The 22,020-nt window shown below is 31.1% G+C and carries 27 protein-coding genes and 1 riboswitch; of the genes, 24 read left to right on the top strand and 3 right to left on the bottom strand.

All coding sequences use genetic code 11. The features are described from left to right. Positions 1–84: 84 nt before the first annotated feature. The 18 genes from AC3WQX_RS04940 (at position 85) to gcvPB (ending at position 15,091) form a co-directional block, all read left to right on the top strand. On the top strand, positions 85–2,220 hold the full coding sequence (locus tag AC3WQX_RS04940; RefSeq protein ID WP_037549245.1) for a peptidoglycan D,D-transpeptidase FtsI family protein: 2,136 nt from the start codon (positions 85–87) through the stop codon (positions 2,218–2,220). A 97-nt stretch (positions 2,221–2,317) separates the two neighbouring features. Next, positions 2,318–2,467: a 50S ribosomal protein L33 gene (gene rpmG / locus AC3WQX_RS04935; RefSeq protein ID WP_002433802.1), complete on the top strand. Its 150-nt coding sequence runs from the start codon at positions 2,318–2,320 to the stop codon at positions 2,465–2,467. A 148-nt stretch (positions 2,468–2,615) separates the two neighbouring features. Further along, the gene (locus AC3WQX_RS04930; protein WP_030063896.1) at positions 2,616–3,167 is read left to right on the top strand and encodes a 5-formyltetrahydrofolate cyclo-ligase; all 552 of its coding nucleotides are present in this window, start codon (positions 2,616–2,618) and stop codon (positions 3,165–3,167) included. After that, entirely contained in the window at positions 3,168–4,631 is a 1,464-nt protein-coding gene (locus tag AC3WQX_RS04925) for a rhomboid family intramembrane serine protease (protein ID WP_023350197.1), read from the top strand. After that, positions 4,612–4,815, top strand: coding sequence for a YqgQ family protein (locus AC3WQX_RS04920; protein ID WP_002433937.1), 204 nt, complete (start codon positions 4,612–4,614; stop codon positions 4,813–4,815). Before AC3WQX_RS04925 ends, AC3WQX_RS04920 begins: the two co-directional genes overlap by 20 nt. Then, positions 4,812–5,798: an ROK family glucokinase gene (locus tag AC3WQX_RS04915; RefSeq protein ID WP_023350198.1), complete on the top strand. Its 987-nt coding sequence runs from the start codon at positions 4,812–4,814 to the stop codon at positions 5,796–5,798. The genes AC3WQX_RS04920 and AC3WQX_RS04915 overlap by 4 nt, the downstream gene beginning before the upstream one ends. After that, complete coding sequence (locus AC3WQX_RS04910; protein WP_002433945.1) at positions 5,798–6,124, top strand: MTH1187 family thiamine-binding protein; 327 nt, start codon at positions 5,798–5,800, stop codon at positions 6,122–6,124. The genes AC3WQX_RS04915 and AC3WQX_RS04910 overlap by 1 nt, the downstream gene beginning before the upstream one ends. Then, the gene (locus tag AC3WQX_RS04905; RefSeq protein ID WP_023350199.1) at positions 6,124–6,747 is read left to right on the top strand and encodes an MBL fold metallo-hydrolase; all 624 of its coding nucleotides are present in this window, start codon (positions 6,124–6,126) and stop codon (positions 6,745–6,747) included. The genes AC3WQX_RS04910 and AC3WQX_RS04905 overlap by 1 nt, the downstream gene beginning before the upstream one ends. Positions 6,748–6,804: 57 nt before the next feature. Further along, positions 6,805–7,779 carry a competence type IV pilus ATPase ComGA gene (gene comGA, locus AC3WQX_RS04900; RefSeq protein ID WP_023350200.1) on the top strand — a complete coding sequence of 325 codons (975 nt, stop codon included), beginning with the start codon at positions 6,805–6,807 and terminating at the stop codon, positions 7,777–7,779. Beyond that, a complete protein-coding gene (comGB, locus tag AC3WQX_RS04895) occupies positions 7,751–8,818 on the top strand; it encodes a competence type IV pilus assembly protein ComGB (protein ID WP_023350201.1) in 1,068 nt (355 codons plus the stop codon). Before comGA ends, comGB begins: the two co-directional genes overlap by 29 nt. Positions 8,819–8,836: 18 nt before the next feature. Next, entirely contained in the window at positions 8,837–9,148 is a 312-nt protein-coding gene (gene comGC, locus AC3WQX_RS04890) for a competence type IV pilus major pilin ComGC (RefSeq protein ID WP_029625707.1), read from the top strand. 28 nt (positions 9,149–9,176) lie between these two features. Beyond that, positions 9,177–9,575: a competence type IV pilus minor pilin ComGD gene (gene comGD / locus AC3WQX_RS04885; RefSeq protein WP_306460816.1), complete on the top strand. Its 399-nt coding sequence runs from the start codon at positions 9,177–9,179 to the stop codon at positions 9,573–9,575. Beyond that, positions 9,562–9,861 (top strand): hypothetical protein, encoded by a 300-nt coding sequence (locus AC3WQX_RS04880; RefSeq protein WP_023350203.1) that lies wholly within the window; start codon positions 9,562–9,564, stop codon positions 9,859–9,861. Before comGD ends, AC3WQX_RS04880 begins: the two co-directional genes overlap by 14 nt. Next, positions 9,779–10,270, top strand: coding sequence for a competence type IV pilus minor pilin ComGF (gene comGF, locus AC3WQX_RS04875; RefSeq protein ID WP_037560565.1), 492 nt, complete (start codon positions 9,779–9,781; stop codon positions 10,268–10,270). Before AC3WQX_RS04880 ends, comGF begins: the two co-directional genes overlap by 83 nt. Before the next feature lie 169 nt (positions 10,271–10,439). After that, a complete protein-coding gene (locus AC3WQX_RS04870; RefSeq protein ID WP_029625706.1) occupies positions 10,440–10,949 on the top strand; it encodes a shikimate kinase in 510 nt (169 codons plus the stop codon). After that, a riboswitch (glycine riboswitch) is annotated at positions 10,946–11,083 on the top strand. It overlaps the preceding gene by 4 nt. Positions 11,084–11,157: 74 nt before the next feature. Beyond that, positions 11,158–12,249, top strand: a complete 1,092-nt coding sequence (gene gcvT / locus AC3WQX_RS04865; protein WP_023350205.1) for a glycine cleavage system aminomethyltransferase GcvT — start codon at positions 11,158–11,160, stop codon at positions 12,247–12,249. 18 nt (positions 12,250–12,267) lie between these two features. Further along, on the top strand, positions 12,268–13,614 hold the full coding sequence (gcvPA, locus tag AC3WQX_RS04860; RefSeq protein ID WP_023350206.1) for an aminomethyl-transferring glycine dehydrogenase subunit GcvPA: 1,347 nt from the start codon (positions 12,268–12,270) through the stop codon (positions 13,612–13,614). Beyond that, the gene (gene gcvPB / locus AC3WQX_RS04855; RefSeq protein WP_023350207.1) at positions 13,607–15,091 is read left to right on the top strand and encodes an aminomethyl-transferring glycine dehydrogenase subunit GcvPB; all 1,485 of its coding nucleotides are present in this window, start codon (positions 13,607–13,609) and stop codon (positions 15,089–15,091) included. Before gcvPA ends, gcvPB begins: the two co-directional genes overlap by 8 nt. 229 nt (positions 15,092–15,320) lie before the next feature. On the opposite strand, the gene AC3WQX_RS04850 is transcribed toward gcvPB, so the two are convergent. Further along, positions 15,321–15,707 (bottom strand): rhodanese-like domain-containing protein, encoded by a 387-nt coding sequence (locus AC3WQX_RS04850; RefSeq protein ID WP_002433796.1) that lies wholly within the window; start codon positions 15,705–15,707, stop codon positions 15,321–15,323. 161 nt (positions 15,708–15,868) lie between these two features. Here AC3WQX_RS04850 and AC3WQX_RS04845 point away from each other — a divergent pair, with 161 nt between their 5' ends. Next, positions 15,869–16,699, top strand: a complete 831-nt coding sequence (locus AC3WQX_RS04845; protein ID WP_023350208.1) for a lipoate--protein ligase family protein — start codon at positions 15,869–15,871, stop codon at positions 16,697–16,699. Between the two features lie 55 nt (positions 16,700–16,754). On the opposite strand, the gene AC3WQX_RS04840 is transcribed toward AC3WQX_RS04845, so the two are convergent. After that, a complete protein-coding gene (locus tag AC3WQX_RS04840; protein WP_002433847.1) occupies positions 16,755–16,973 on the bottom strand; it encodes an SA1362 family protein in 219 nt (72 codons plus the stop codon). A gap of 13 nt (positions 16,974–16,986) precedes the next feature. Beyond that, complete coding sequence (locus AC3WQX_RS04835; protein ID WP_030059019.1) at positions 16,987–17,568, bottom strand: hypothetical protein; 582 nt, start codon at positions 17,566–17,568, stop codon at positions 16,987–16,989. Positions 17,569–17,672: 104 nt separating this feature from the next. Here AC3WQX_RS04835 and AC3WQX_RS04830 point away from each other — a divergent pair, with 104 nt between their 5' ends. The 5 genes from AC3WQX_RS04830 (at position 17,673) to AC3WQX_RS04810 (ending at position 21,988) form a co-directional block, all read left to right on the top strand. Continuing rightward, entirely contained in the window at positions 17,673–18,734 is a 1,062-nt protein-coding gene (locus AC3WQX_RS04830; RefSeq protein WP_023350210.1) for a M24 family metallopeptidase, read from the top strand. A 26-nt stretch (positions 18,735–18,760) separates the two neighbouring features. Continuing rightward, a complete protein-coding gene (gene efp / locus AC3WQX_RS04825; protein ID WP_002433618.1) occupies positions 18,761–19,318 on the top strand; it encodes an elongation factor P in 558 nt (185 codons plus the stop codon). Between the two features lie 467 nt (positions 19,319–19,785). Beyond that, entirely contained in the window at positions 19,786–20,259 is a 474-nt protein-coding gene (accB, locus tag AC3WQX_RS04820; protein ID WP_002433598.1) for an acetyl-CoA carboxylase biotin carboxyl carrier protein, read from the top strand. Continuing rightward, positions 20,259–21,614, top strand: coding sequence for an acetyl-CoA carboxylase biotin carboxylase subunit (gene accC / locus AC3WQX_RS04815; protein WP_002433804.1), 1,356 nt, complete (start codon positions 20,259–20,261; stop codon positions 21,612–21,614). The genes accB and accC overlap by 1 nt, the downstream gene beginning before the upstream one ends. A gap of 11 nt (positions 21,615–21,625) precedes the next feature. After that, on the top strand, positions 21,626–21,988 hold the full coding sequence (locus AC3WQX_RS04810; protein ID WP_002453324.1) for an Asp23/Gls24 family envelope stress response protein: 363 nt from the start codon (positions 21,626–21,628) through the stop codon (positions 21,986–21,988). The last annotated feature ends 32 nt before the right edge of the window (positions 21,989–22,020 follow it).

Below are 22,020 nucleotides of genomic sequence, written 5' to 3'. Positions count from 1 at the left end.
GTTATTTTTTTGTCAAAATGATAGAAAAATAATCTAATATAATATATCATTTGTATGAGACACGTTGAATAGAGGTAGGTTGTTTTGCTGAAAAGATTAAAAGAAAAATCAAATGATGAGAGAACCAGAAACACCATGAATAAGAGGATTAATTTCGTATTCGGTTTTATCGTGTTAATCTTCGCAATTTTAGTGTTAAGGTTAGGTTATTTGCAAATAGCACAAGGATCACATTATAAACAATTAATTAAGAATGATGAAAACATAACTGTTAACGAATCAGTGCCGAGGGGCCGCATATTAGATAGAAATGGCAAAGTCCTTGTAGACAATGCTTCAAAAATGGCAATTACATATACTCGAAATCGAAAAACAACTCAACAAGAAATGTTAGATACTGCTAAAAAATTATCTGACCTTATTAAAATGGATACAGATAAAATTACTGAACGAGATAAAAAAGATTTCTGGGTACAAATACATCCTGAGAAAGCAAAACGATTAATGAAGAAAGAACAGTCATTGTTAGAGAGTGGTAATATCACTCAAGAACAATATGATAATCAACAAAGAGACAAAATTGGTAAAAAACAATTAGATGAACTTAGTAAAAAAGATTTACAAGTTTTAGCCATTTATCGTGAAATGAACGCAGGATCTACTTTAGATCCACAAACTATAAAAAATGAAGACGTTACAGAAAAGGAATATGCTGCTGTATCCCAGCAACTTTCAAAATTACCTGGGGTAAATACTTCAATGGATTGGGATAGAAAATATCCATATGGAGACTCACTAAGAGGAATTTTTGGTGATGTATCTACTTCAACAGAAGGTATCCCTAAAGAACTAACAGAACAGTATTTATCTAAAGGATATTCAAGAAATGATAGAGTAGGTAAATCATATTTAGAATATCAATATGAAGATGTTCTAAAAGGCACTAAAAAACAAATGAAATATACAACAGATAAATCGGGCAAAGTTATAAACTCAGAGGTCATTAATCCAGGTTCAAGAGGTCATGACTTACAATTAACTATTGATATCGATTTACAGAAGAAAGTTGAATCTTTACTTGAAAAAGAAATTTCAACATTAAGAAGCCAAGGCGCTAAAGATATGGATAATGCACTTATAGTGGTTCAAAATCCTAAGAATGGTGATATATTAGCGATGGCTGGTAAACAAATTAATAAACAAGGTAAGTTAAAAGATTTTGATATTGGTAACTTTACAGCTCAGTATGCAGTAGGCTCCTCAGTTAAAGGCGGAACATTATTAGCTGGCTACCAAAACCATGCAATTAAAGTTGGAGAAACAATGGTTGATGAACCTTTAAAATTCCAAGGAGGTCTTACTAAGCGTTCATACTTTAATAAAAATGGCAGAGTCACAATAAATGATAAAGAAGCCCTAATGCACTCTTCAAACGTATATATGTTTAAAACAGCATTAAAATTAGCTGGAGACCCTTATTTCTCAGGTATGCCACTACCTAATGATATAGCGATAGCTGGACAAAAATTGCGTAAAGGATTAAATCAAGTGGGTCTAGGTGTTAAAACAGGTGTTGATTTACCTAACGAGACTCCTGGACAAATCGAACCATTGACTAATAATCCAGGTAATTACCTAGACTTGTCTATAGGACAATATGACACATATACGCCATTACAACTATCACAATACGTATCAACGATTGCTAATAATGGTTATAGAATTCAACCACATATCGGTCTTGCAATACATGAATCTACAAATAAAGATGATTTAGGTCCATTAAAACGAAAAATTAAAGGAAACGTCTTAAATAAAGTGAACAACTCCGAAAATGAAATTAAAGAAGTACAAGATGGATTTAAAATGGCGTTTAATGAGAAAGACGGTACTGGTTACGCTAGTTTCAAAAATACTGTGGTTCCTTCGGCAGGTAAAACAGGTACAGCAGAGGTATTCCAAAACGGAGAATCTAGAGTTAACTCAACATATATTGGTTATGCCCCTATTAAAGATCCTAAATTATCATTCTCTATTGTTTATACTAACCAGCCTGTACCACCACCTTGGTTAAATGGCGGAGACCTAGGCCGAGATGTTATCAACTATTATTTCAGAGACAGAGACAAAAAAGATGATAAAGATGAATCTCACTCTGACAATAAACAACAAAACGAAAGCACTAATGAAAATAGTAACGCTGATAACAATGATAATTAGATTTGATAATAAATTATTAATAAAATCTTCTTTGCAATTACTTATGTAATTGGTATAATGATAAGGTCGTATTTAGAAAAGGTAAGGAGGAATAATCATGCGCGTAAACGTTACATTAGCTTGTACTGAATGTGGAGATAGAAACTACATCTCAACTAAAAACAAAAGAAACAACCCTGAACGTATTGAAATGAAAAAATACTGTGCACGTGATAATAAACAAACTTTACACCGTGAAACTAAATAATTAGGTTTATCTAAAGTAAACTTAATCTAACTAATCAAGAAACCTCAATTATGAGGTTTCTTTTTTTATAGCTGAGAATACATCTCAACTTAATGACATCATAATTGATTAACGTTATAATATGAGGTGAACAAAGTGGGTGAAAATGTTGAGTAAAAAACATATAAGACGAGCAACAATTGAAAAACTTAAAGGTTTTAATAAAGATAAAAAAAGTATCGCAGATCAATGGTTAGCTAATGAATTATTTAATACACAAGCTTATCAAGATGCTAAATCGATAGGTTTTGTGTTATCAATGCCACATGAGGTCGACACTTATCACTTAATAGAGTCCTCTATAATGAATGATAAGAAAGTCTACGTACCTGAGACAGATTATAAAAATAAGCGTATGTCATTCAAACGCTTATTATCTCTTAATGATATTGAAAAAGATGAAAAAGGAATCTATCATGCTGTTTCAAATACTGAACATACTAATGACATGGATTTATTAGTAGTCCCAGGTGTTGCCTTTGAAGAGAATGGCTATCGTATCGGTTACGGTGGCGGTTACTACGATAAATTTTTAACTCAATTTAAAACTCGAACTGTTAGCTTGCTATATGATTTTCAACTTACTACATTTGATAAAGAATCATTCGATCAACCCGTTGATCAACTAATTATATATAACAATAATGTAGTGGAGGAATAAATGATTATCGATAAACTTTATTGGAAAACCTTATACTACTGGATTAGATATTTAAACTATGATTTGTTAAGCAGTGAAAAGGAAAATAATGAAATTTGGCTAGTACATAAAAGAAAAAAATCTGTAGTGGTTTTTAGAAGAGATGTTACTACCTCACAAGAAATCAGATTTGATAAGTCTAAAGTTAAAGAGAATTTTAACCAATTAGAACAAACTATAGGTTTTAAACCAAAGTCATTCAATTTTTATTATTTCACTGATAAAGACTTTCTAGAAGAAAAAAATAATGAGAGTCATCCTATAAAAATTCAATTTCACATTATTAGAAATGTTAAAGATATAAAAGCAATTACCCCACATTTTGTACTTTACAAAATGCTTGTAAACAACGAGGATAAAAAGACTTATTCTCACTATAAAAGAAAAGTTTTAACCAATAATCCTCTTGATAGACACATGCAAAGATTCACACCGGCTACATATGTCTTAATTATCACAAATGTAATCATATGGTTATGTATGATTTTATATCTTAATCGATTCTCAGATGTTAAATTACTAGAAGTAGGTGGGCTTGTACATTTTAATGTTGTTCATGGAGAATGGTATAGGCTTATTTCTTCGATGTTTTTACATTTTAATTTTGAACACATATTAATGAATATGCTTTCCTTATTTATTTTTGGGAAGATTGTTGAATCAATAGTGGGTTCTTGGAGAATGTTAGTTATATATTTTGTGTCAGGATTATTTGGTAATTTTGTATCCTTATCATTTAATACCTCCACAATTTCAGTAGGAGCGAGTGGGGCAATATTTGGATTAATAGGTTCAATTTTCGCAATAATGTACTTAAGTAAGACTTTTGATAGAAAAGTTATTGGCCAATTACTTATAGCCTTACTAATTTTAATATGTTTATCACTTTTCATGTCTAATATTAATATTATGGCTCACTTAGGTGGATTTATTGGTGGCCTTTTAATTACACTTATAGGATATTACTTTAATGTAAATCGTAATTTGTTTTGGATATTATTAATTGTTTTACTATTGATATTTGTTATATTACAAATCAGAATATTTACTATTAAAGAAGACAATATTTATGACAAACTTATTAAAGATCAAATGCTAGGTGGTCACTACGGAGAAGCGAGAAACGTGGTTAACCAAACATTAAATAAAAATTATGCTGATGATGAAACCTATTATTTGAGCGGTTTAATTACAGCAACTGAAGAATCGCAATCTGAGGCTATCGCAGAATGGGAAAGAGGAATAAAAAAATATCCTAATTCTGGTATACTCAATTATGAATTAGCCATCGCAAATCGCTCATTAAGTGATGACAAAAAAGCATTGAAATATGCTAAAAAAGCTGCAAAGAGCGATCCTAGTAATACAAATTATAAAAATTTACAAAAAGAGTTGAGTGAATCAAGTGACTCGAAAGATAAATAACTTTTATGATGTTTTACAGTTACTAAAAAAATATGGTTTCATCATTTACTTTAAAGATCCAGAAGATATGTATGAAATGATGTTACAAGAGGTAAAATCTTTATATAACTTTCAACTATTATCTAAAGATGAATATCTAAAATGTATTTTGATAATTAATCAGAGAAGGAATGAACATAAATGACAAATATTATTTTAGCGGCCGATATTGGCGGAACAACTTGTAAATTGGGAATTTTTGATACTCATCTAGAACAATTACATAAATGGTCAATTCATACAGATACTAGTGATCATACAGGTGAATTATTGCTGAAAAATATTTATGATTCTTTTGTAGAGAAAGTAAAAGAATTTAACTATGATTTTACTAATGTTCAAGGAGTAGGAATTGGGGTGCCCGGACCAGTTAATTTCGAAACTGGAGTAGTGAATGGTGCAGTAAACTTGCATTGGACAGGAAACGTTAATGTTAGAGAAATATTCCAAAAATATGTAGATTGCCCAGTCTATGTTGATAATGATGCAAATGTTGCAGCGTTAGGCGAAAAGCATAAAGGTGCTGGCGAAGGTTCAGATGATGTTGTTGCTATTACATTAGGTACTGGACTAGGCGGCGGTATCATTTCAAATGGAGAAATTGTACATGGTCACAATGGATCAGGAGCTGAAATCGGCCACATGCGTGCAGATTTTGATCAACGTTTTAATTGTAATTGTGGTAAAGCTGGTTGTATAGAAACTGTAGCATCCGCAACTGGGGTAGTTAATTTAGTAAATTTCTATTATCCTAAACTTACTTTTAAATCTTCAATTTTACAATTAATAAAAGATAATAAAGTAACGGCTAAAGCTGTTTTTGATGCTGCTAAAGCTGGTGATCAATTCTGTATTTTTATCACAGAAAAAGTTGCAAATTATATTGGTTATTTATGTAGCATTATAAGTGTTACTAGTAATCCTAAATATATTGTACTAGGTGGTGGCATGTCTACAGCTGGACCAATTCTAATTGAAAATATTAAAACTGAATATCGCAATTTAACATTTACTCCAGCTCAATTTGAAACAGAAATTGTACAAGCACAACTTGGAAATGATGCTGGAATCACAGGTGCCGCAGGATTAATTAAAACATATGTACTAGATAAAGAGGGTGTTAAGTAATGGCAATTGTAGATGTCGTAGTTATTCCAGTAGGAACAGAAGGTCCTAGCGTAAGCAAATATATAGCAGAAATACAAACTAAACTTAATGAATTTAAAGAAGAAGGTAAAATTGATTACCAACTAACACCAATGAACACACTTATCGAAGGTGATCTAAAGGACCTATTCGAAGTCATTCAAGCAATACATGAATTACCTTTCAACAAAGGGTTAGACAGAGTATGTACAAATATTCGAATTGATGATCGTCGCGATAAATCAAGAAAGATGAATGATAAACTCAAATCTGTTCAAAAACATTTAAATAATAGTGGTGAACAATAATGAGAATTTCAAATTTAACTTTAGGTTTAGTGGATACAAACGCATATTTCATTGAAAATGAAGAAAGTGTTATATTAATAGATCCTTCAAGTGAAAGTGATAAAATCATTAAAAAATTAAATCAAATTAATAAGCCATTGAAAGCGATTCTATTAACTCATGCTCACTACGATCACATAGGAGCTTTAGATGACATCATTTCTAAATATGACGTTCCTGTTTATATGCATCAAGAGGAATTTGATTTTTTACAAGATCCAGAAAAAAATGGTGCATCTAAATTTAAACAATATGGTATGCCTCAAGTTATAAGCTATGCTAAACCTTCAAAATTAGAAGAAGGATCAAAAGAGATTGAGGGCTTCAAATTTGACGTATTACACACTCCAGGACATTCTCCAGGTAGTTTAACTTACGTTTTTGATGAATTTGCTGTAGTGGGTGACACTTTATTTAATAATGGCATTGGTAGAACTGATCTTTATAGAGGGGACTACGAAACATTAGTTGATTCTATTAAAGATAAGATATTTGAACTTGAAGGCGATTTACCGTTATTCCCTGGTCACGGTCCATATACTACTGTTGATGATGAACAATTAAACCCTTTTTTAAATGGTTAATTAAATAAAGTAATTATTTCACCTCCTACGTTGATATATGTAGGAGGTGATTTTTTTATGAAAATATTATTCCAAGAGATAGTTAATTATGCTATAAAGCACGCTGCAAGTGATATACATTTTATTCCTACTGAGCACCATACTTTAATTAAACTAAGAATCAACGATCAACTTATTAATTACGATACACTGGCACATGCTATTTACAAAAAGTTACTTGTTTATATGAAGTTCAAATCAGGCTTAGATGTTTCGACCCAACAGCTAGCCCAAAGTGGAAGATATACTTATAAATTGCAAAATATGTATTACTTAAGAATCTCTACACTGCCTTTATCTTTAGGTAATGAAAGTTGCGTTATAAGAATCGTACCTCAATATTTCCAACAAAGACGTGACTCATATGAATTTAAAGATTTTAAGCACTTAATGAATAAAAAACAAGGATTATTACTTTTTAGTGGTCCAACTGGCTCTGGGAAAAGCACTTTAATGTATCAAATGGTAATGCATGCCCATCAAAATTTAAATTTAAATGTTATTTCAATTGAGGATCCTGTTGAGCAATTATTAGATGGGATAACTCAAATTTCAGTTAATGAAAAGGCCGGGATAAATTATACTAACTCTTTTAAAGCCATACTTAGATGTGACCCTGATGTCATTTTGATTGGAGAAATTCGTGATGCTTATATTGCTAAATGTGTTATACAAGCAAGTCTAAGTGGTCATTTAGTGCTTACAACTTTACATGCTAATGATTGTAAAGGGGCTTTACTTCGTCTACTAGAAATGGGTGTAACAGTGCAAGAATTATGTCAATCTATAAATTTAATATCTAATCAAAGACTTATCACCACACAAACTAATACGCGTGAATTAGTTTGTGAAGTAATGAACCAAAATCAAGTAGAATACTTTTTTGAACACAATCATGAACTACCAAATAGCTTCACTAAGCTGGCTACACATCTAACTAATCTATCTAAGGAAGGGGTAATTTGTGAAGAGGTTGTTAATAAGTATACTTAAACCTAACAGAAAAAAGAATCTTACCGAAGCTCAATCCATTGAACTACTTCAACGACTAAAACATTTATTTGAACATGGATTCACATTGTATGAAAGCTTTCAATTTCTAAATTTACACTTTATTTATAGAGATAAAAACATAAGTAAAATAATAATAGAATCTATTCAAGCAGGTGGAACATGTTATGAAGTATTGAAGATGATTGGTTACCCCGAAATTATACTTACTCAAGTAAAATTTGCAGAACAGTATGGAAATTTAGAAGTTGCAATGGCAGACGCCATTGAATATATGAGAAGAAACTTGAAGGCTAAAAAGGCATTTCTAAAAACTATTCAATATCCAATAGTGCTGATAAGTATATTTCTAATCATGCTAATCGTGTTAAATATGACTGTGATACCTCAATTTCAACAATTATACGCGACTATGAATGTTCAACTATCTACTTTACAAAATATACTTACCGTTTTCATTACAAAGTTGCCTGCTTTTGTATTATTGCTTACATTTTGTTCAATTGTGATATATATAATTATTTATAAACTTCTAAACAAAATTCCCATAAATAAAAAAATAAAATATATAGTTGAAATCCCCTTTGTCAATTCTTACTATAAAATATTCAGAACTTATCAAATATCTAATGAACTCTCTCTTTTTTATAAAAACGGTATAAGCCTTCAACATATTGTTCATATATATAGAAATGAGCAAAACAATGAATTTTTTAAATATTTAGGTGACTACTTATTAAAAAGTATTGATAAAGGGATGTCACTACCGTCTATATTAAATAGCTTAAAATGCTTTCAACCTGATCTAATCAAATTTATTGAGCAAGGGGAAAAAAGCGGAAAACTAGATATTGAATTAAAGTTATATAGCCAAATGTTACTACATCATTTTGAAGATAAAGTTCTCAAGCAAACTAAATTTATTCAACCAGTCATTTTCTTTATATTAGGTCTATTTATAGTTTCTTTATATCTTGTAATCATGTTACCTATGTTTGAACTAATGCAAACTATCAAATAGGGAGGACTCTTAATGAAAATATTAAAAAAACTAAAAAAATCTAAAGCTTTCACTTTAATTGAAATGTTACTTGTTTTATTAATTATTAGTTTATTACTTATTTTAATTATACCTAATATTGCCAAACAAACAGCACATATCCAATCTACTGGTTGTGATGCTCAAGTAAAAATGGTAAATAGTCAAATTGAAGCATATACATTAAAGCATAATCGTAACCCTAATAATATTGAAGAATTAATTGCTGAAGGTTTTATAAAAGAAGGACAGAAAAATTGTAAATCCGGACAAACTATTAGTATTTCAAATGGTGAGGCTGTTGCGAACTAAACAATATAGTGCATTCACTCTAGTTGAAATGATGTTGGTCTTATTTACCATTAGCGTTTTATTAATGACAACTTTATGGTCAAGAAGTTTTATGAACGTACAAATGATTAATGAAGAACATGAAATTAAACAATTCATTACTAGACTTAATTACTTTAAATCTAAAGCAATTGCCTCTCAAAGATCGATAGCCTTAGTTTTTACAAATAATTCAAATGTTATCCAAGTTGTAGAAGAAAAAGGGAGCAAATATAAATTTAAAGTCCCTCACGGGAAAATCACTAATATTGCTAGAATTAATACGTTGAATTTCAATAGAGAAGGAAATATTAACCGTTTTGGTTCTCTAACAATTGCAATGAATAAAGCTACCTATAAAATTATTTTACATATTGAAAAAGGACGTATTAGATATGTCAAAATTTAAACTAAGAGCTTCATTATTACTCGATAGTTTATTAGGTTTACTAATCATCGGATTAATCACACTTATTTTGATACCAACACTCTCCACAATGAATAATAACTATAATAATAATTTAAAAACCATAGAAATTAAAAAGTCTATTATTACCAGCTTGTATAAATATAGTAAGGAACAACTTAAACAAGGAGTTGTAATGGATCAATATGAAATACAACTATATCAAAAGAAAATATGTGGAAAAGATAGAGACTTTAACATTAAAACATGTGTTTCATTTGAAAATTAAAGCCTTTACTTTCGTTGAAATACTCTTCGCATTATCAGTAACCTTATTATGTCTTTCTTTAACACCTAATATTATTAATCTCACTTCTTACTACCTACATTTAGCTAAAAATAATGATGATTTAGACTTTGAATTTTTTTGTAGAGATATTCTTAAAGATGTACAAACTTCCAAGTATTCGCCAAGTAAAGATAATGATTCAACAATCAAAATTAGAAAAAAGGATGAGGAAATTAGATATATCTATAATAATAAAAAAATATATAAAAATATAAATCAGAGAGGTAACATCACTCTATTAAACAATGTAGTTTCTTTCAAAATAATAAAGACGAACAATAATATTTTAAAAATAAAAATAAAGCAAGGAGATACGAACTATTATAAAGAGAAAAACCTCTATTTATAGCCAAAAAGCGTTCATTAGTTTATATTTAGTAGTAATTTTTTCATTTTATTTATCAATTATATCTTTTTATATTACTCAATATGGTTTAAAATTAAAGACATTACATAACTTAGATATTTACTATGATGATGTTATTGTTAAAACATTAAAAAAGAGGTAGATTAGATTGATTAAAAGTAAAGCACCTATTATATTTGTTGGCTTCATGGGCACTGGTAAAACGACGATTGGACGATATCTTTCTGATTTACAAAATTTAAGTTATGTAGACTTAGATGAATATATCGAGAGAAATGAAAACAAATCAATTCCCGATATATTTCAGGAACATGGAGAACAAAAATTCCGTGATTTAGAATTTAAGTATTTAAAAGAGTGTTTGAATACATTCGAAATTATATCTACTGGTGGAGGAATAATCGAAAATAAAGATTCTTTGAAACTACTTAAAAATGAAAAGAATGTTATATGGCTTGATTGTGATATCAATGTTATTTATCGACGTATAGTTAGTGATCCTCATAGACCCAATGCTAAAGATAAATCTCTAGAACAATTAAATACCTTGTATTGTTCAAGGGTTTCAAGATATAATGAAACCGCATTCATGAAGGTGAATAGCGCACTCACTGTTTCTGAAATATATGAAAAGATTTTACAAAATTTATTTTGCGATTGATCAGTATTAGAGAGAATAAAGCTAAAACATATCTACATAATAATTAATTTAAGAATATTGTAAATATTTAGCTTTATCGCCGAAGGTGCAAGTTATTTAACGAAACTCTCAGGCAAAAGGATAATACTGTAACGCGTTCCTGGATGAATTATTTTAACAGGGTAGCTCTATGCTATCCTGTTTTTTATTAAAAATAGGGGGTTTTCTAATGACAACTGAACTTAAAAAGACACCTTTATATCAAAACTACGTTGATAATGGTGCGAAAATAGTTGAATTCGGTGGATGGGCTATGCCTGTTCAATTCACTAGTATTAAAGAAGAACATAACGCTGTGAGATATGAAATTGGTCTTTTTGATGTAAGCCACATGGGAGAGATAGAAATTACTGGTAATGAAGCATTTAACTTTGTTCAGTATATTTTATCAAATGATGCTAAAAATCTTACAGATACTAAAGCGATGTATACAGCTTTATGTAATGAAGAAGGTGGTATTATAGATGACTTAGTTACATACAAGTTAGCAGAAAACCACTTTTTATTAATAGTAAATGCGGCAAATACTGATAAAGATTTTAATTGGATTTCTAAGCAAAGTAGCAATTTTGATGTTAATGTGAATAATTCTTCAAATATATATGGTCAACTTGCTATTCAAGGACCAAAAGCTAGACATCTTGTGAATGAACATACTGATGTGGATGTTAGTGACATGAGTATGTTTGAATTTAAACAAGATGTGAAGTTTTTTGATAAAAATATCATTCTTTCACAATCAGGCTATACAGGGGAAGATGGTTTCGAAATCTATTGTAAATCTGAAGACACAGTAGACATTTGGAATCAATTATTAGAATATGACGTTGTTCCTTGTGGTTTAGGTGCTCGTGATACTTTACGCCTTGAGGCAGGTTTACCTCTACATGGTCAAGATTTAACAGAATCTATTACTCCTTATGAAGGAGGTATTGCTTTTGCTGCTAAACCTCTTATTGAAGAAGAATTTATTGGCAAATCTGTTCTTAAAGATCAAAAAGAAAATGGTTCCACTAAAAGAACTGTTGGATTAGAGATAATAGGTAAAGGTATTGCTAGAACAGGTTACGAAGTATTTGATTTAGAAGGTAACCACATTGGAGAGGTAACATCCGGAACTCAATCTCCCTCTTCAGGTAAATCTATCGCACTAGCTATTATAAATAGAGATGCATTCGAAATGGGTAAAGAAGTGCTTATACAAGTTCGTAAGCGCCAAGTTAAAGCAAAAATTGTTAAGAAAAATCAAATTACTAAATAATACGGAGGGGTGTAAATAGTGAGTCATCGTTATATACCTTTAACAGATCAAGATAAACAAGAAATGCTAGATACTATTGGAGCAAAATCAATTTCAGAATTATTTGGTGATATCCCAGCCGATATTTTATTAGATAGAAATTTAAATATTGCTAAGGGAGAGGCAGAAACTAGTTTAGTAAGAAGACTTAATCTTCTTGCCAATAGAAATATCACAAAAGAAACTCACGCTTCATTTTTAGGTGCTGGTGTATATGATCATTATGCTCCTGCAGTTGTAGATGCCATGATTTCTAGATCAGAATTTTATACTGCGTACACACCTTATCAACCTGAGATTTCTCAAGGTGAGTTACAAGCAATTTTTGAATTTCAAACTTTAATCTGTGAACTAACAGATATGGATGTTGCAAATTCATCTATGTATGATGGTATGACTAGTTTTGCTGAAGCTTGTATTTTAGCTTTCAGTCAGACTAAAAAGAATAAAGTTGTTGTTTCAAAAGGTTTACACTATCAAGCTTTACAAGTTTTACATACTTACGCTAAAACACGTAAAGAGTTTGAAGTAGTTGAAATCGATTTAAATGGAACAATAACTGATTTACAAAAATTAGAACAAGCAATTGATGATGATACTGCCGCAGTTGCAGTACAATATCCAAATTTTTATGGTTCAATTGAAGATCTTGAAAAAATAAATAGTTTTATTGCAGATAAAAAAGCATTATTTATAGTATATGCTAACCCTCTAGCTTTAGGTCTTTTAACACCACCAGGTACTTTTGGAGCGGATATAGTTGTTGGAGATACTCAACCGTTCGGTATACCTACACAATTTGGTGGACCTCATTGCGGCTATTTTGCTACAACTAAAAAGTTAATGCGTAAAGTACCTGGACGTTTAGTAGGTCAAACTCAGGATGATGAAGGCAATCGTGGATTTGTACTAACTTTACAAGCTAGAGAGCAGCATATTAGAAGAGATAAAGCGACTTCAAATATATGTTCTAACCAAGCACTTAATGCACTTGCATCTTCAATTGCTATGTCAGCTCTTGGTAAACAAGGTATATATGATATTGCTGTTCAAAATTTAAAACATGCTAATTATGCTAAACAACTATTTAAACATAAAGGCTTTGAGGTATTAGATGGTAATTCATTTAATGAATTTGTAGTTAAATTTGATGAACCTATTAAAGAAGTAAATTTAAAATTAGCTGACCAAGGTATTATTGGTGGTTTTGATTTAAGTGAAGTTTCTGATGACTTCAACAATCATATGCTAGTTGCCGTAACTGAATTAAGAACTAAAGAAGAAATTGATAATTTTGTTCAGAAAGCTGGTGAATTAAATGGTTAGTAAATCAAGTCCATTAATCTTTGAAAGATCCAAAAAAGGTAGATATGCGTATTCTTTACCTCAAAGTGATATTGAGGACATTACAATTTCCTCTGTATTGGATGACAAATATATTCGTAAAGATAAAGCCGAGTTTCCTGAGGTAGCTGAACTAGATTTAGTTCGACATTACACAGAACTCTCCAATAAAAATTTTGGTGTAGACACTGGTTTTTATCCATTGGGATCATGCACGATGAAATATAATCCTAAAGTTAATGAAAAAGTTGCTAGAATACCTGGATTTAGTGAATCTCATCCATTGCAAGAGGAAGAACACATTCAAGGTTCACTTGAAATTATTTATAGTTTGCAAGAAGAGCTAAAAGAAATTACAGGTATGGATGAAGTAACACTTCAACCAGCAGCAGGCGCGCACGGTGAATGGACAGCTCTCATGATTTTCAAAGCTTATCATGAGAATAATGGACAAGGACATAGAGATGAGGTTATTGTACCTGATTCTGCTCACGGTACAAACCCTGCTTCAGCCTCATTTGCCGGATTTAAATCAGTCACTGTTAAATCTAATGAGCGCGGAGAAGTAGATATTGATGATTTAAGAAGAGTTGTAAATGAGAATACAGCTGCTATCATGCTAACTAATCCAAATACATTAGGTATATTTGAGAAGAATATTATGGAAATTAGAGAAATCGTTCATGAAGCTGGTGGTCTACTTTATTACGATGGCGCAAATTTAAACGCAATAATGGATAAAGTTAGACCTGGAGACATGGGCTTTGATGCAGTTCATCTGAACTTACACAAAACGTTTACTGGACCTCATGGTGGCGGTGGCCCTGGTTCAGGACCAGTAGGTGTGGTAAAAGAGTTATCTAGCTACTTACCTAAGCCGATGGTCATTAAAGATGGCGAGTTCTATAAGTATGATAATAACATTGAAAACTCAATTGGAAGAGTTAAACCATTCTATGGTAACTTTGGTATTTATTTAAGAGCCTATACGTATATTAGAACTATGGGTGCTGAAGGACTTAAAGAAGTTTCAGAGGCTGCTGTGCTGAATGCTAATTATATTAAAGCACGTCTAAAAGACCATTTCGAAATCCCATATGACCAATATTGTAAACATGAGTTTGTTTTGAGCGGAACGAAACAAAAACAATTTGGCGTCCGTACATTAGATATGGCAAAAAGACTTTTAGATTTTGGAGTTCATCCTCCGACTATTTATTTCCCACTTAATGTTGAAGAGGGAATGATGATCGAACCTACAGAAACTGAATCTAAAGAAACATTAGATCATTTTGTAGATTCACTAATACAAATTTCTAATGAAGCGAAAGATAATCCTGATGTAGTGCTTGAAGCACCGCACACAACCATTATAGATAGATTAGACGAAACAACTGCAGCACGTAAGCCAATTCTTAAATTCGAAGATTTAAAACAAGAAAAAACAATTGAACATTAATATTGAAAATTAATTATACTTAAAATAGTAAAGCTCAATGATGTTTAAGCTATAATACATCATTGAGCTTTTTTCTCTTATTAAGCTAAATAAATTATTTTTCAAAAGATTACCTTTAAAGCCTAAATATTATTTTTTACTGCAATAATAAATACCCTTAAAAAGTTATAATTCAAATTACAACATTTCAAGGGTGAAATTTACTAGGCGAAACGATATGGTCGTAAAATTATTTCTTAGATTTAATTTTACCTGTCCATTTTTTATATCCGCCTTTAAGCATGTATAAATCTTTATAGCCATTTTTTCTTAATATACGAGCAGCACGATAACTCGCTATTCCATTAGCATCACACAAATAAATTGGTTGGTCTTTTCTTAAACCTTGGTAACGTTGTTTAAAAGTTGTGATTGGAATGTTACGCGCACCATTAATATGACCATAATCATAATCCACTTTTTCTCTAACATCTATAACTTGAGCTTTTCTCAAGCCTTTGTGGAATTCATTTTGGTCTAATTCTTTAACAGCTCGTTTATTAAGAATTTGTTGGATGACCATATACGCAATGATAATCACGATGATTCCAATTGCAATGTACAAAGAGATACCCATCTTGCATCCTCCCTAATTAACCGATATTATAATTATAAGACTGTTAGGACAATTTATCAAAATATTTTTTCGGGTTAGTTTATGTTTAAATCATATAAACTAGATATATACAAATATACTTAATAGTTAAGTCTTTAAACATTTTGTTAGGGGTTTTTTTTATGACTGAAACTTGGAACTTTATTAATACAGGAAATCAAGATCCGTACTATAATATGGCTATGGATGAAGCATTACTTAATTTTGTTTCTAGAGGAGAGATTGATCCTGTTATAAGATTTTATACTTGGAATCCTGCGACACTTTCAATTGGATATTTTCAAAGATTACAAAAAGAGATAGATATTGAAAAGGTTAATGAAAAAGGATTCGGTTTAGTTCGACGTCAAACAGGGGGGAGAGGCGTCTTACATGATAAAGAATTAACTTATAGCGTGATAGTTCCTGAGTCCCACCCAAATATGCCTTCAACGATTACAGAAGCCTATAGAGTAATTTCTCAAGGTTTATTAGAAGGGTTTAAAAATTTAGGGTTTGAGACATACTTTGCCGTTCCTCGTTCAAAGGAAGAGCGAGAAAAGTTAAAACAACCTAGAAGTTCAGTATGTTTTGATGCTCCGAGTTGGTATGAATTAGTCGTTGAAGGTAGAAAGATAGCAGGAAGTGCTCAAACAAGACAAAAAGGCGTCATTTTACAACATGGCTCAATTTTACAAGATATTGATATTGACGAACTATTTGATATGTTTATTTTCAAAAATGATCGACTTAAAGCTAAAATGAAGGAAGCTTTCGTTGAAAAAGCAGTGGCAATTAATGACATTTCTGACACTCATATTACTTTAAGTGAAATGGAAAAAGCCTTTGAAGAAGGGTTCAAGACTGGATTAAATATTGAGTTCAAACCTTTAGAATTATCAGAACAACAGCTTGCTGAGGTAAAAGAACTTGAAGAAAAATATCGTTCTGACGATTGGATGTTTCGAAAATAATATCAAAATAGCATTGAAGTTAAGTTTAATTCGCATACTTCAATGCTATTTTTGTTTAATGTTTTCTATTTTTTCGTTTGTACTTTCGAGCAGCTCTCTTATACTTCCTTTGATCTTCAGTTAAGAAAAAGAAATAATAAATGAGATAAATAATTAAAGCTACTACTGCAAAACTTATTAAAGTCTTAATTATTGAAAAAAGAAATTCATCTAAATTCATTATTAATCCAAAAGCAGCAATAGCCAATATAATATAAAAGATGATATAACGCATCTAAAAACTCCTATTAACTACTAATATTTGAACTTACGGTAGTAAGTTTTTGTTGACCTTTTTTAATTTGTTTAGCGTCTTTTGATTGATAGCCGTTTCTAATTTTATTCATCGCACCTGATAAATCTTTATCAAATTTGCTAATCTCTTTTCTTTTCTGTTTATCTTCTTCAGAATTAGAATCATTGTCAACCGAACTTTTATAAGTTGAAAAAGCTTCATTAATTTTATTCGTAATTTTATCTAACTTATCTTGAATATCTTTTTTACCTTTGTTCTTTGTAACATCTGCCTCTATATTCTTATAATCTCCTATAGCCTCAGCTACTTTATCATAAAAATTGGACGATGCTTTTAAATTTTTGATTTTCAATTTGTTAGAGGATGTCTTTTTACTATTTTCTTTATCTTGTTTTAATCCAGCAATTTTTGATTTTTGGTTACTTATATCTTGATTAAGTTGCTGTATATCTAACTTAAGTTGGTGATTATCATCTCGTAATTTAGTAGTCTTATCCTCTAATGGAGCCAAGTTTTGACTTCCACAACCTGCTAACAAACAAGATGCTCCTAGCACTAATATAAATTTTTTCATTGTATTCTCCCTAAACCAAAAACTATTATAATCGTTATTAATTATGCTATCATTTTAATGTATAAAATAAAAATGTACAAACGTTATCATTAGGAGTGATGCAAATGAATAAATTAAAACAAGTTCATGAAATCTTGGAGCATAAACGTTTGGATGCACTTATTGTTCTATCTGATTTTAATCGAAGATATCTTTCAGGATTCACGGGAACAAGTGGCGCTTTGATAATAACCCCTGATAAAAATTATCTTGTAACTGATTTTAGATATATTGAACAAGCGACTAATCAAGCAACTGAATTTGAAATTATTAATCGTCAAAGTGGGTTAATTTCAGAAATAAAACAAATATTAGAAAGTAAAAAGTTAACGAATGTCGGTTTTGAAGGACACTTAATTAGTTATGATACATATGTTGAACTTAATAAAGGTATAATTACTTTGATTAGTATAAGGGATTCTATTGATAAGATAAGAGAAGTGAAAAATAAAGAAGAAATTCAACTTATAAAAAAAGCAGCAGAAATTGTGGATAAAACATATGAATATATTTTATCAATAGCAAAAGTGGGTATGAGTGAAAGAGAAATCAAAGCGCGCCTAGAAAGTAAAATGTTAGAATTAGGTGCTGATGGTCCATCTTTTGATACAATTGTAGCATCAGGTTATAGAGGCGCATTACCTCACGGAGTAGCTAGTGACAAACGCATCGAAAAAGGTGATATGATTACTTTAGATTTTGGAGCGTACTATCGTGGTTATTGTTCCGATATAACGCGTACTTTCGCTATAGGTGAACCTGATCCAAAGATGAAAGAAATATATGAAATCGTGCTACAATCTCAAATTAAGGCAATCGAAGAAATAAAACCTGGTATGACTGTTCAACAAGCTGACGCTTTATCAAGAGATTATATCGAGTCTCATGGTTATGGAAAGGAATTTGGTCATTCTCTTGGACATGGTATAGGTTTAGATATTCATGAAGGACCATTGCTATCTAAGAATAGCGAAGGTGAATTGAAAGTTAATAATTGTGTAACAATTGAACCAGGTATATATGTCGATGGACTTGGTGGTGTTAGAATAGAAGACGATATATTAATCACAGAAAATGGCTGTGATGTCTTTACTAAATGCACAAAAGACCTTATTATTTTAGAGTAAGCGCGTATAATTGAGGAGGAGACTGAATGATTTCAGTAAATGATTTTAAAACAGGCTTAACAATTTCTGTAGATAATGGAATTTGGAAAGTTATTGATTTCCAACACGTAAAACCAGGAAAAGGTTCTGCATTTGTTCGTTCTAAATTAAGAAACTTAAGAACAGGTGCTATCCAAGAAAAAACATTCCGAGCAGGAGAGAAAGTTGAACAGGCGATGATTGAAAACCGTCGCATGCAATATTTATATGCTGATGGAGATAATCATATTTTCATGGATAATGAAACTTTCGATCAAATCGAATTGCCTGGTGATTATTTAAAAGATGAATTAAACTATTTAAAAGCAAATATGGAAGTTCAAGTTCAATCATATGAAGGAGAAATTATTGGAGTTGAATTACCTAAAACAGTTGAATTAGAAGTAACTGAAACTGAACCAGGTATTAAAGGTGATACAGCAACAGGCGCAACAAAATCTGCTACTGTAGAAACTGGATATACTTTAAATGTGCCTTTATTCGTTAATGAAGGAGATATTTTAGTAATTAATACTGGTGACGGAAGTTACATTTCTAGAGGCTAGACAAATTATACTTATTAACTATCCCCACTTAAAGTGTACATTGAAATTGGTGTGCATTCTTAAGGGGGGTAATATTTTTTGGACTTTTACTTCAATAAAAGTAACATAAAATCAAAATTTATCCACCACTGAACATTTAATTCATGTCGTAGTTTAATTTAACTTAGAATTATTAATCTGAACCACTATTTACCCAACCTCAGAATCATTTTGATAAGCATTCAAACGTCTTCGCATCATTATCGCTACAAAACTTACTAGAAAATATAATGGCATCTATATTTGAGTATTTTTCTTGATTTAATTAATAATTATTACTTAACCCGTTTGTTGCAATTTTTGTTTTTTAAATTATAAGTTACTAAGCCTGTTATCTATGTTTCATCATATGAACATGCTTGAATTGAGTGAATGACTCAAGTAAAATAGACGGGTAGATGAAAACAAACCTAAGGAGTCAGTACGAAATGAACTTTAAAGAAATAAAAGAATTAATTGAAATTCTTGATCAATCTAATTTAACTGAAATTAACATTGAGGATAACAAAGGTAGCGTTGTTAATCTTAAAAAAGAGAAAGAAACTGAAATCATTACACCTCAAGTAGCTCAACAACCTGCACAACAGATTTCTCAACCACAAGCAGCGCCACAACCTCAATCAACTACTCAATCAGGGGAAGAAACTCAAGAATCTGCTAGTGATAATTACGAAACGATTAATGCGCCAATGGTTGGTACATTCTATAAATCACCTTCGCCAGAGGAAGATGCTTATGTTCAAGTAGGGGATAAAGTTTCAAACGACACAACTGTATGTATTCTTGAAGCAATGAAATTATTTAATGAGATTCAAGCTGAAACATCAGGTGAGATCGTGGAAATCTTAGTAGAAGACGGACAAATGGTAGAGTATGGCCAGCCGTTATTTAAGGTGAAATAATGAATAAGATATTAATCGCAAACCGTGGGGAGATAGCTGTTCGAATAATCAGAGCTGCTCATGATTTAGGTATCCAAACAGTAGCTATATATTCCGAAGGGGACAAAGATGCATTACATACTCAAATTGCTGATGAAGCATATTGCGTCGGTCCAACTTTATCTAAGGACTCTTATTTGAACATACCTAATATATTATCTATTGCGACTTCTACTGGTTGTGACGGAGTACATCCTGGTTATGGATTTTTAGCTGAAAATGGCGACTTTGCAGAATTATGTGAAGCATGTCAACTTAAATTCATTGGTCCAAGTTATGAATCTATTCAAAAAATGGGAATTAAAGACGTAGCTAAAGCAGAAATGATTAAAGCTAATGTACCTGTCGTACCTGGTAGTGAAGGACTTATCCAAAGTATCGATGATGCTAAGAAAGTAGCTAAAAAAATTGGTTATCCTGTAATAATTAAAGCTACTGCAGGTGGTGGCGGAAAAGGTATTCGTGTTGCACGTGACGAGAAAGAGCTTGAAACAGGTATTCGTATGACTCAACAAGAAGCAGAAACTGCCTTTGGTAACGGTGGTTTATACCTAGAGAAGTTTATTGAGAACTTTAGACATATTGAGATTCAAATTGTCGGAGATAGTTATGGTAATGTCATACATTTAGGTGAGCGTGATTGTACGATTCAACGTAGAATGCAAAAATTAGTTGAGGAAGCGCCTTCTCCCATTTTAAGTGAAGAAAAACGTCAAGAAATGGGAAATGCGGCTGTTAGAGCAGCTAAAGCAGTTAACTATGAGAACGCTGGTACGATAGAATTCATTTACGATCTTGATGATGATAATTTCTATTTCATGGAAATGAACACTCGTATTCAAGTAGAACATCCTGTTACTGAAATGGTCACTGGTGTGGATTTAGTTAAATTACAACTTAAAGTAGCTATGGGTGAAGCTTTACCATTCAAACAAGAGGATATTTCAATTAATGGCCATGCTATAGAATTCCGTATAAATGCTGAGAATCCATATAAAGACTTTATGCCTTCACCAGGTAAGATTACTCAATATTTAGCACCAGGTGGTTTTGGAGTGAGAATAGAATCAGCATGTTATACTAACTATACAATCCCTCCATATTATGATTCTATGGTAGCTAAACTTATTGTACATGAACCTACTAGGGATGAAGCCATTATGACTGGTATTCGTTCACTAAGTGAGTATCTTGTATTAGGAATAGATACTACTATTCCGTTCCACCTTAGACTACTAAATAATGAAATCTTTAGAAGTGGTGAATTTAATACAAAATTCTTAGAAAAATACAATATTATGGATGATGATCAATAGGAGGTTATCGGATGGTCAATGTAGCAGATTATTCTCAATCGAATTTAGGTAAAATTGAAATTGCGCCAGAAGTTTTATCTGTTATTGCTAGTATTGCCACGTCAGAAATCGATGGAATCACAGGCCATTTTGCTGAATTAAGCAAGACGAATTTAGAGAAAATTAGTCGAAAAAACCTCTATAGAGATGTAAAAATTGAGGCTAAAGATGATGGTATATACATTGATATTTATTGTGCTTTAAAGCACGGAGTAAATATTTCTAAAACAGCCAATAATATTCAATCTGCAATTTTTAATTCAATAACAACTATGACAGCAATTGAACCAAAACAAATTAACATTCATATTACACAAATTGTAGTGGAAAAATAAATAGTACAAAGTAGAGGTATTATAGAAGTAGC

Source organism: Staphylococcus sp. FW104-15G4D (assembly GCF_058790135.1).
Note: the sequence above shows the minus strand (reverse complement) of the source record. Positions and strands in the feature narration are given on the sequence as shown.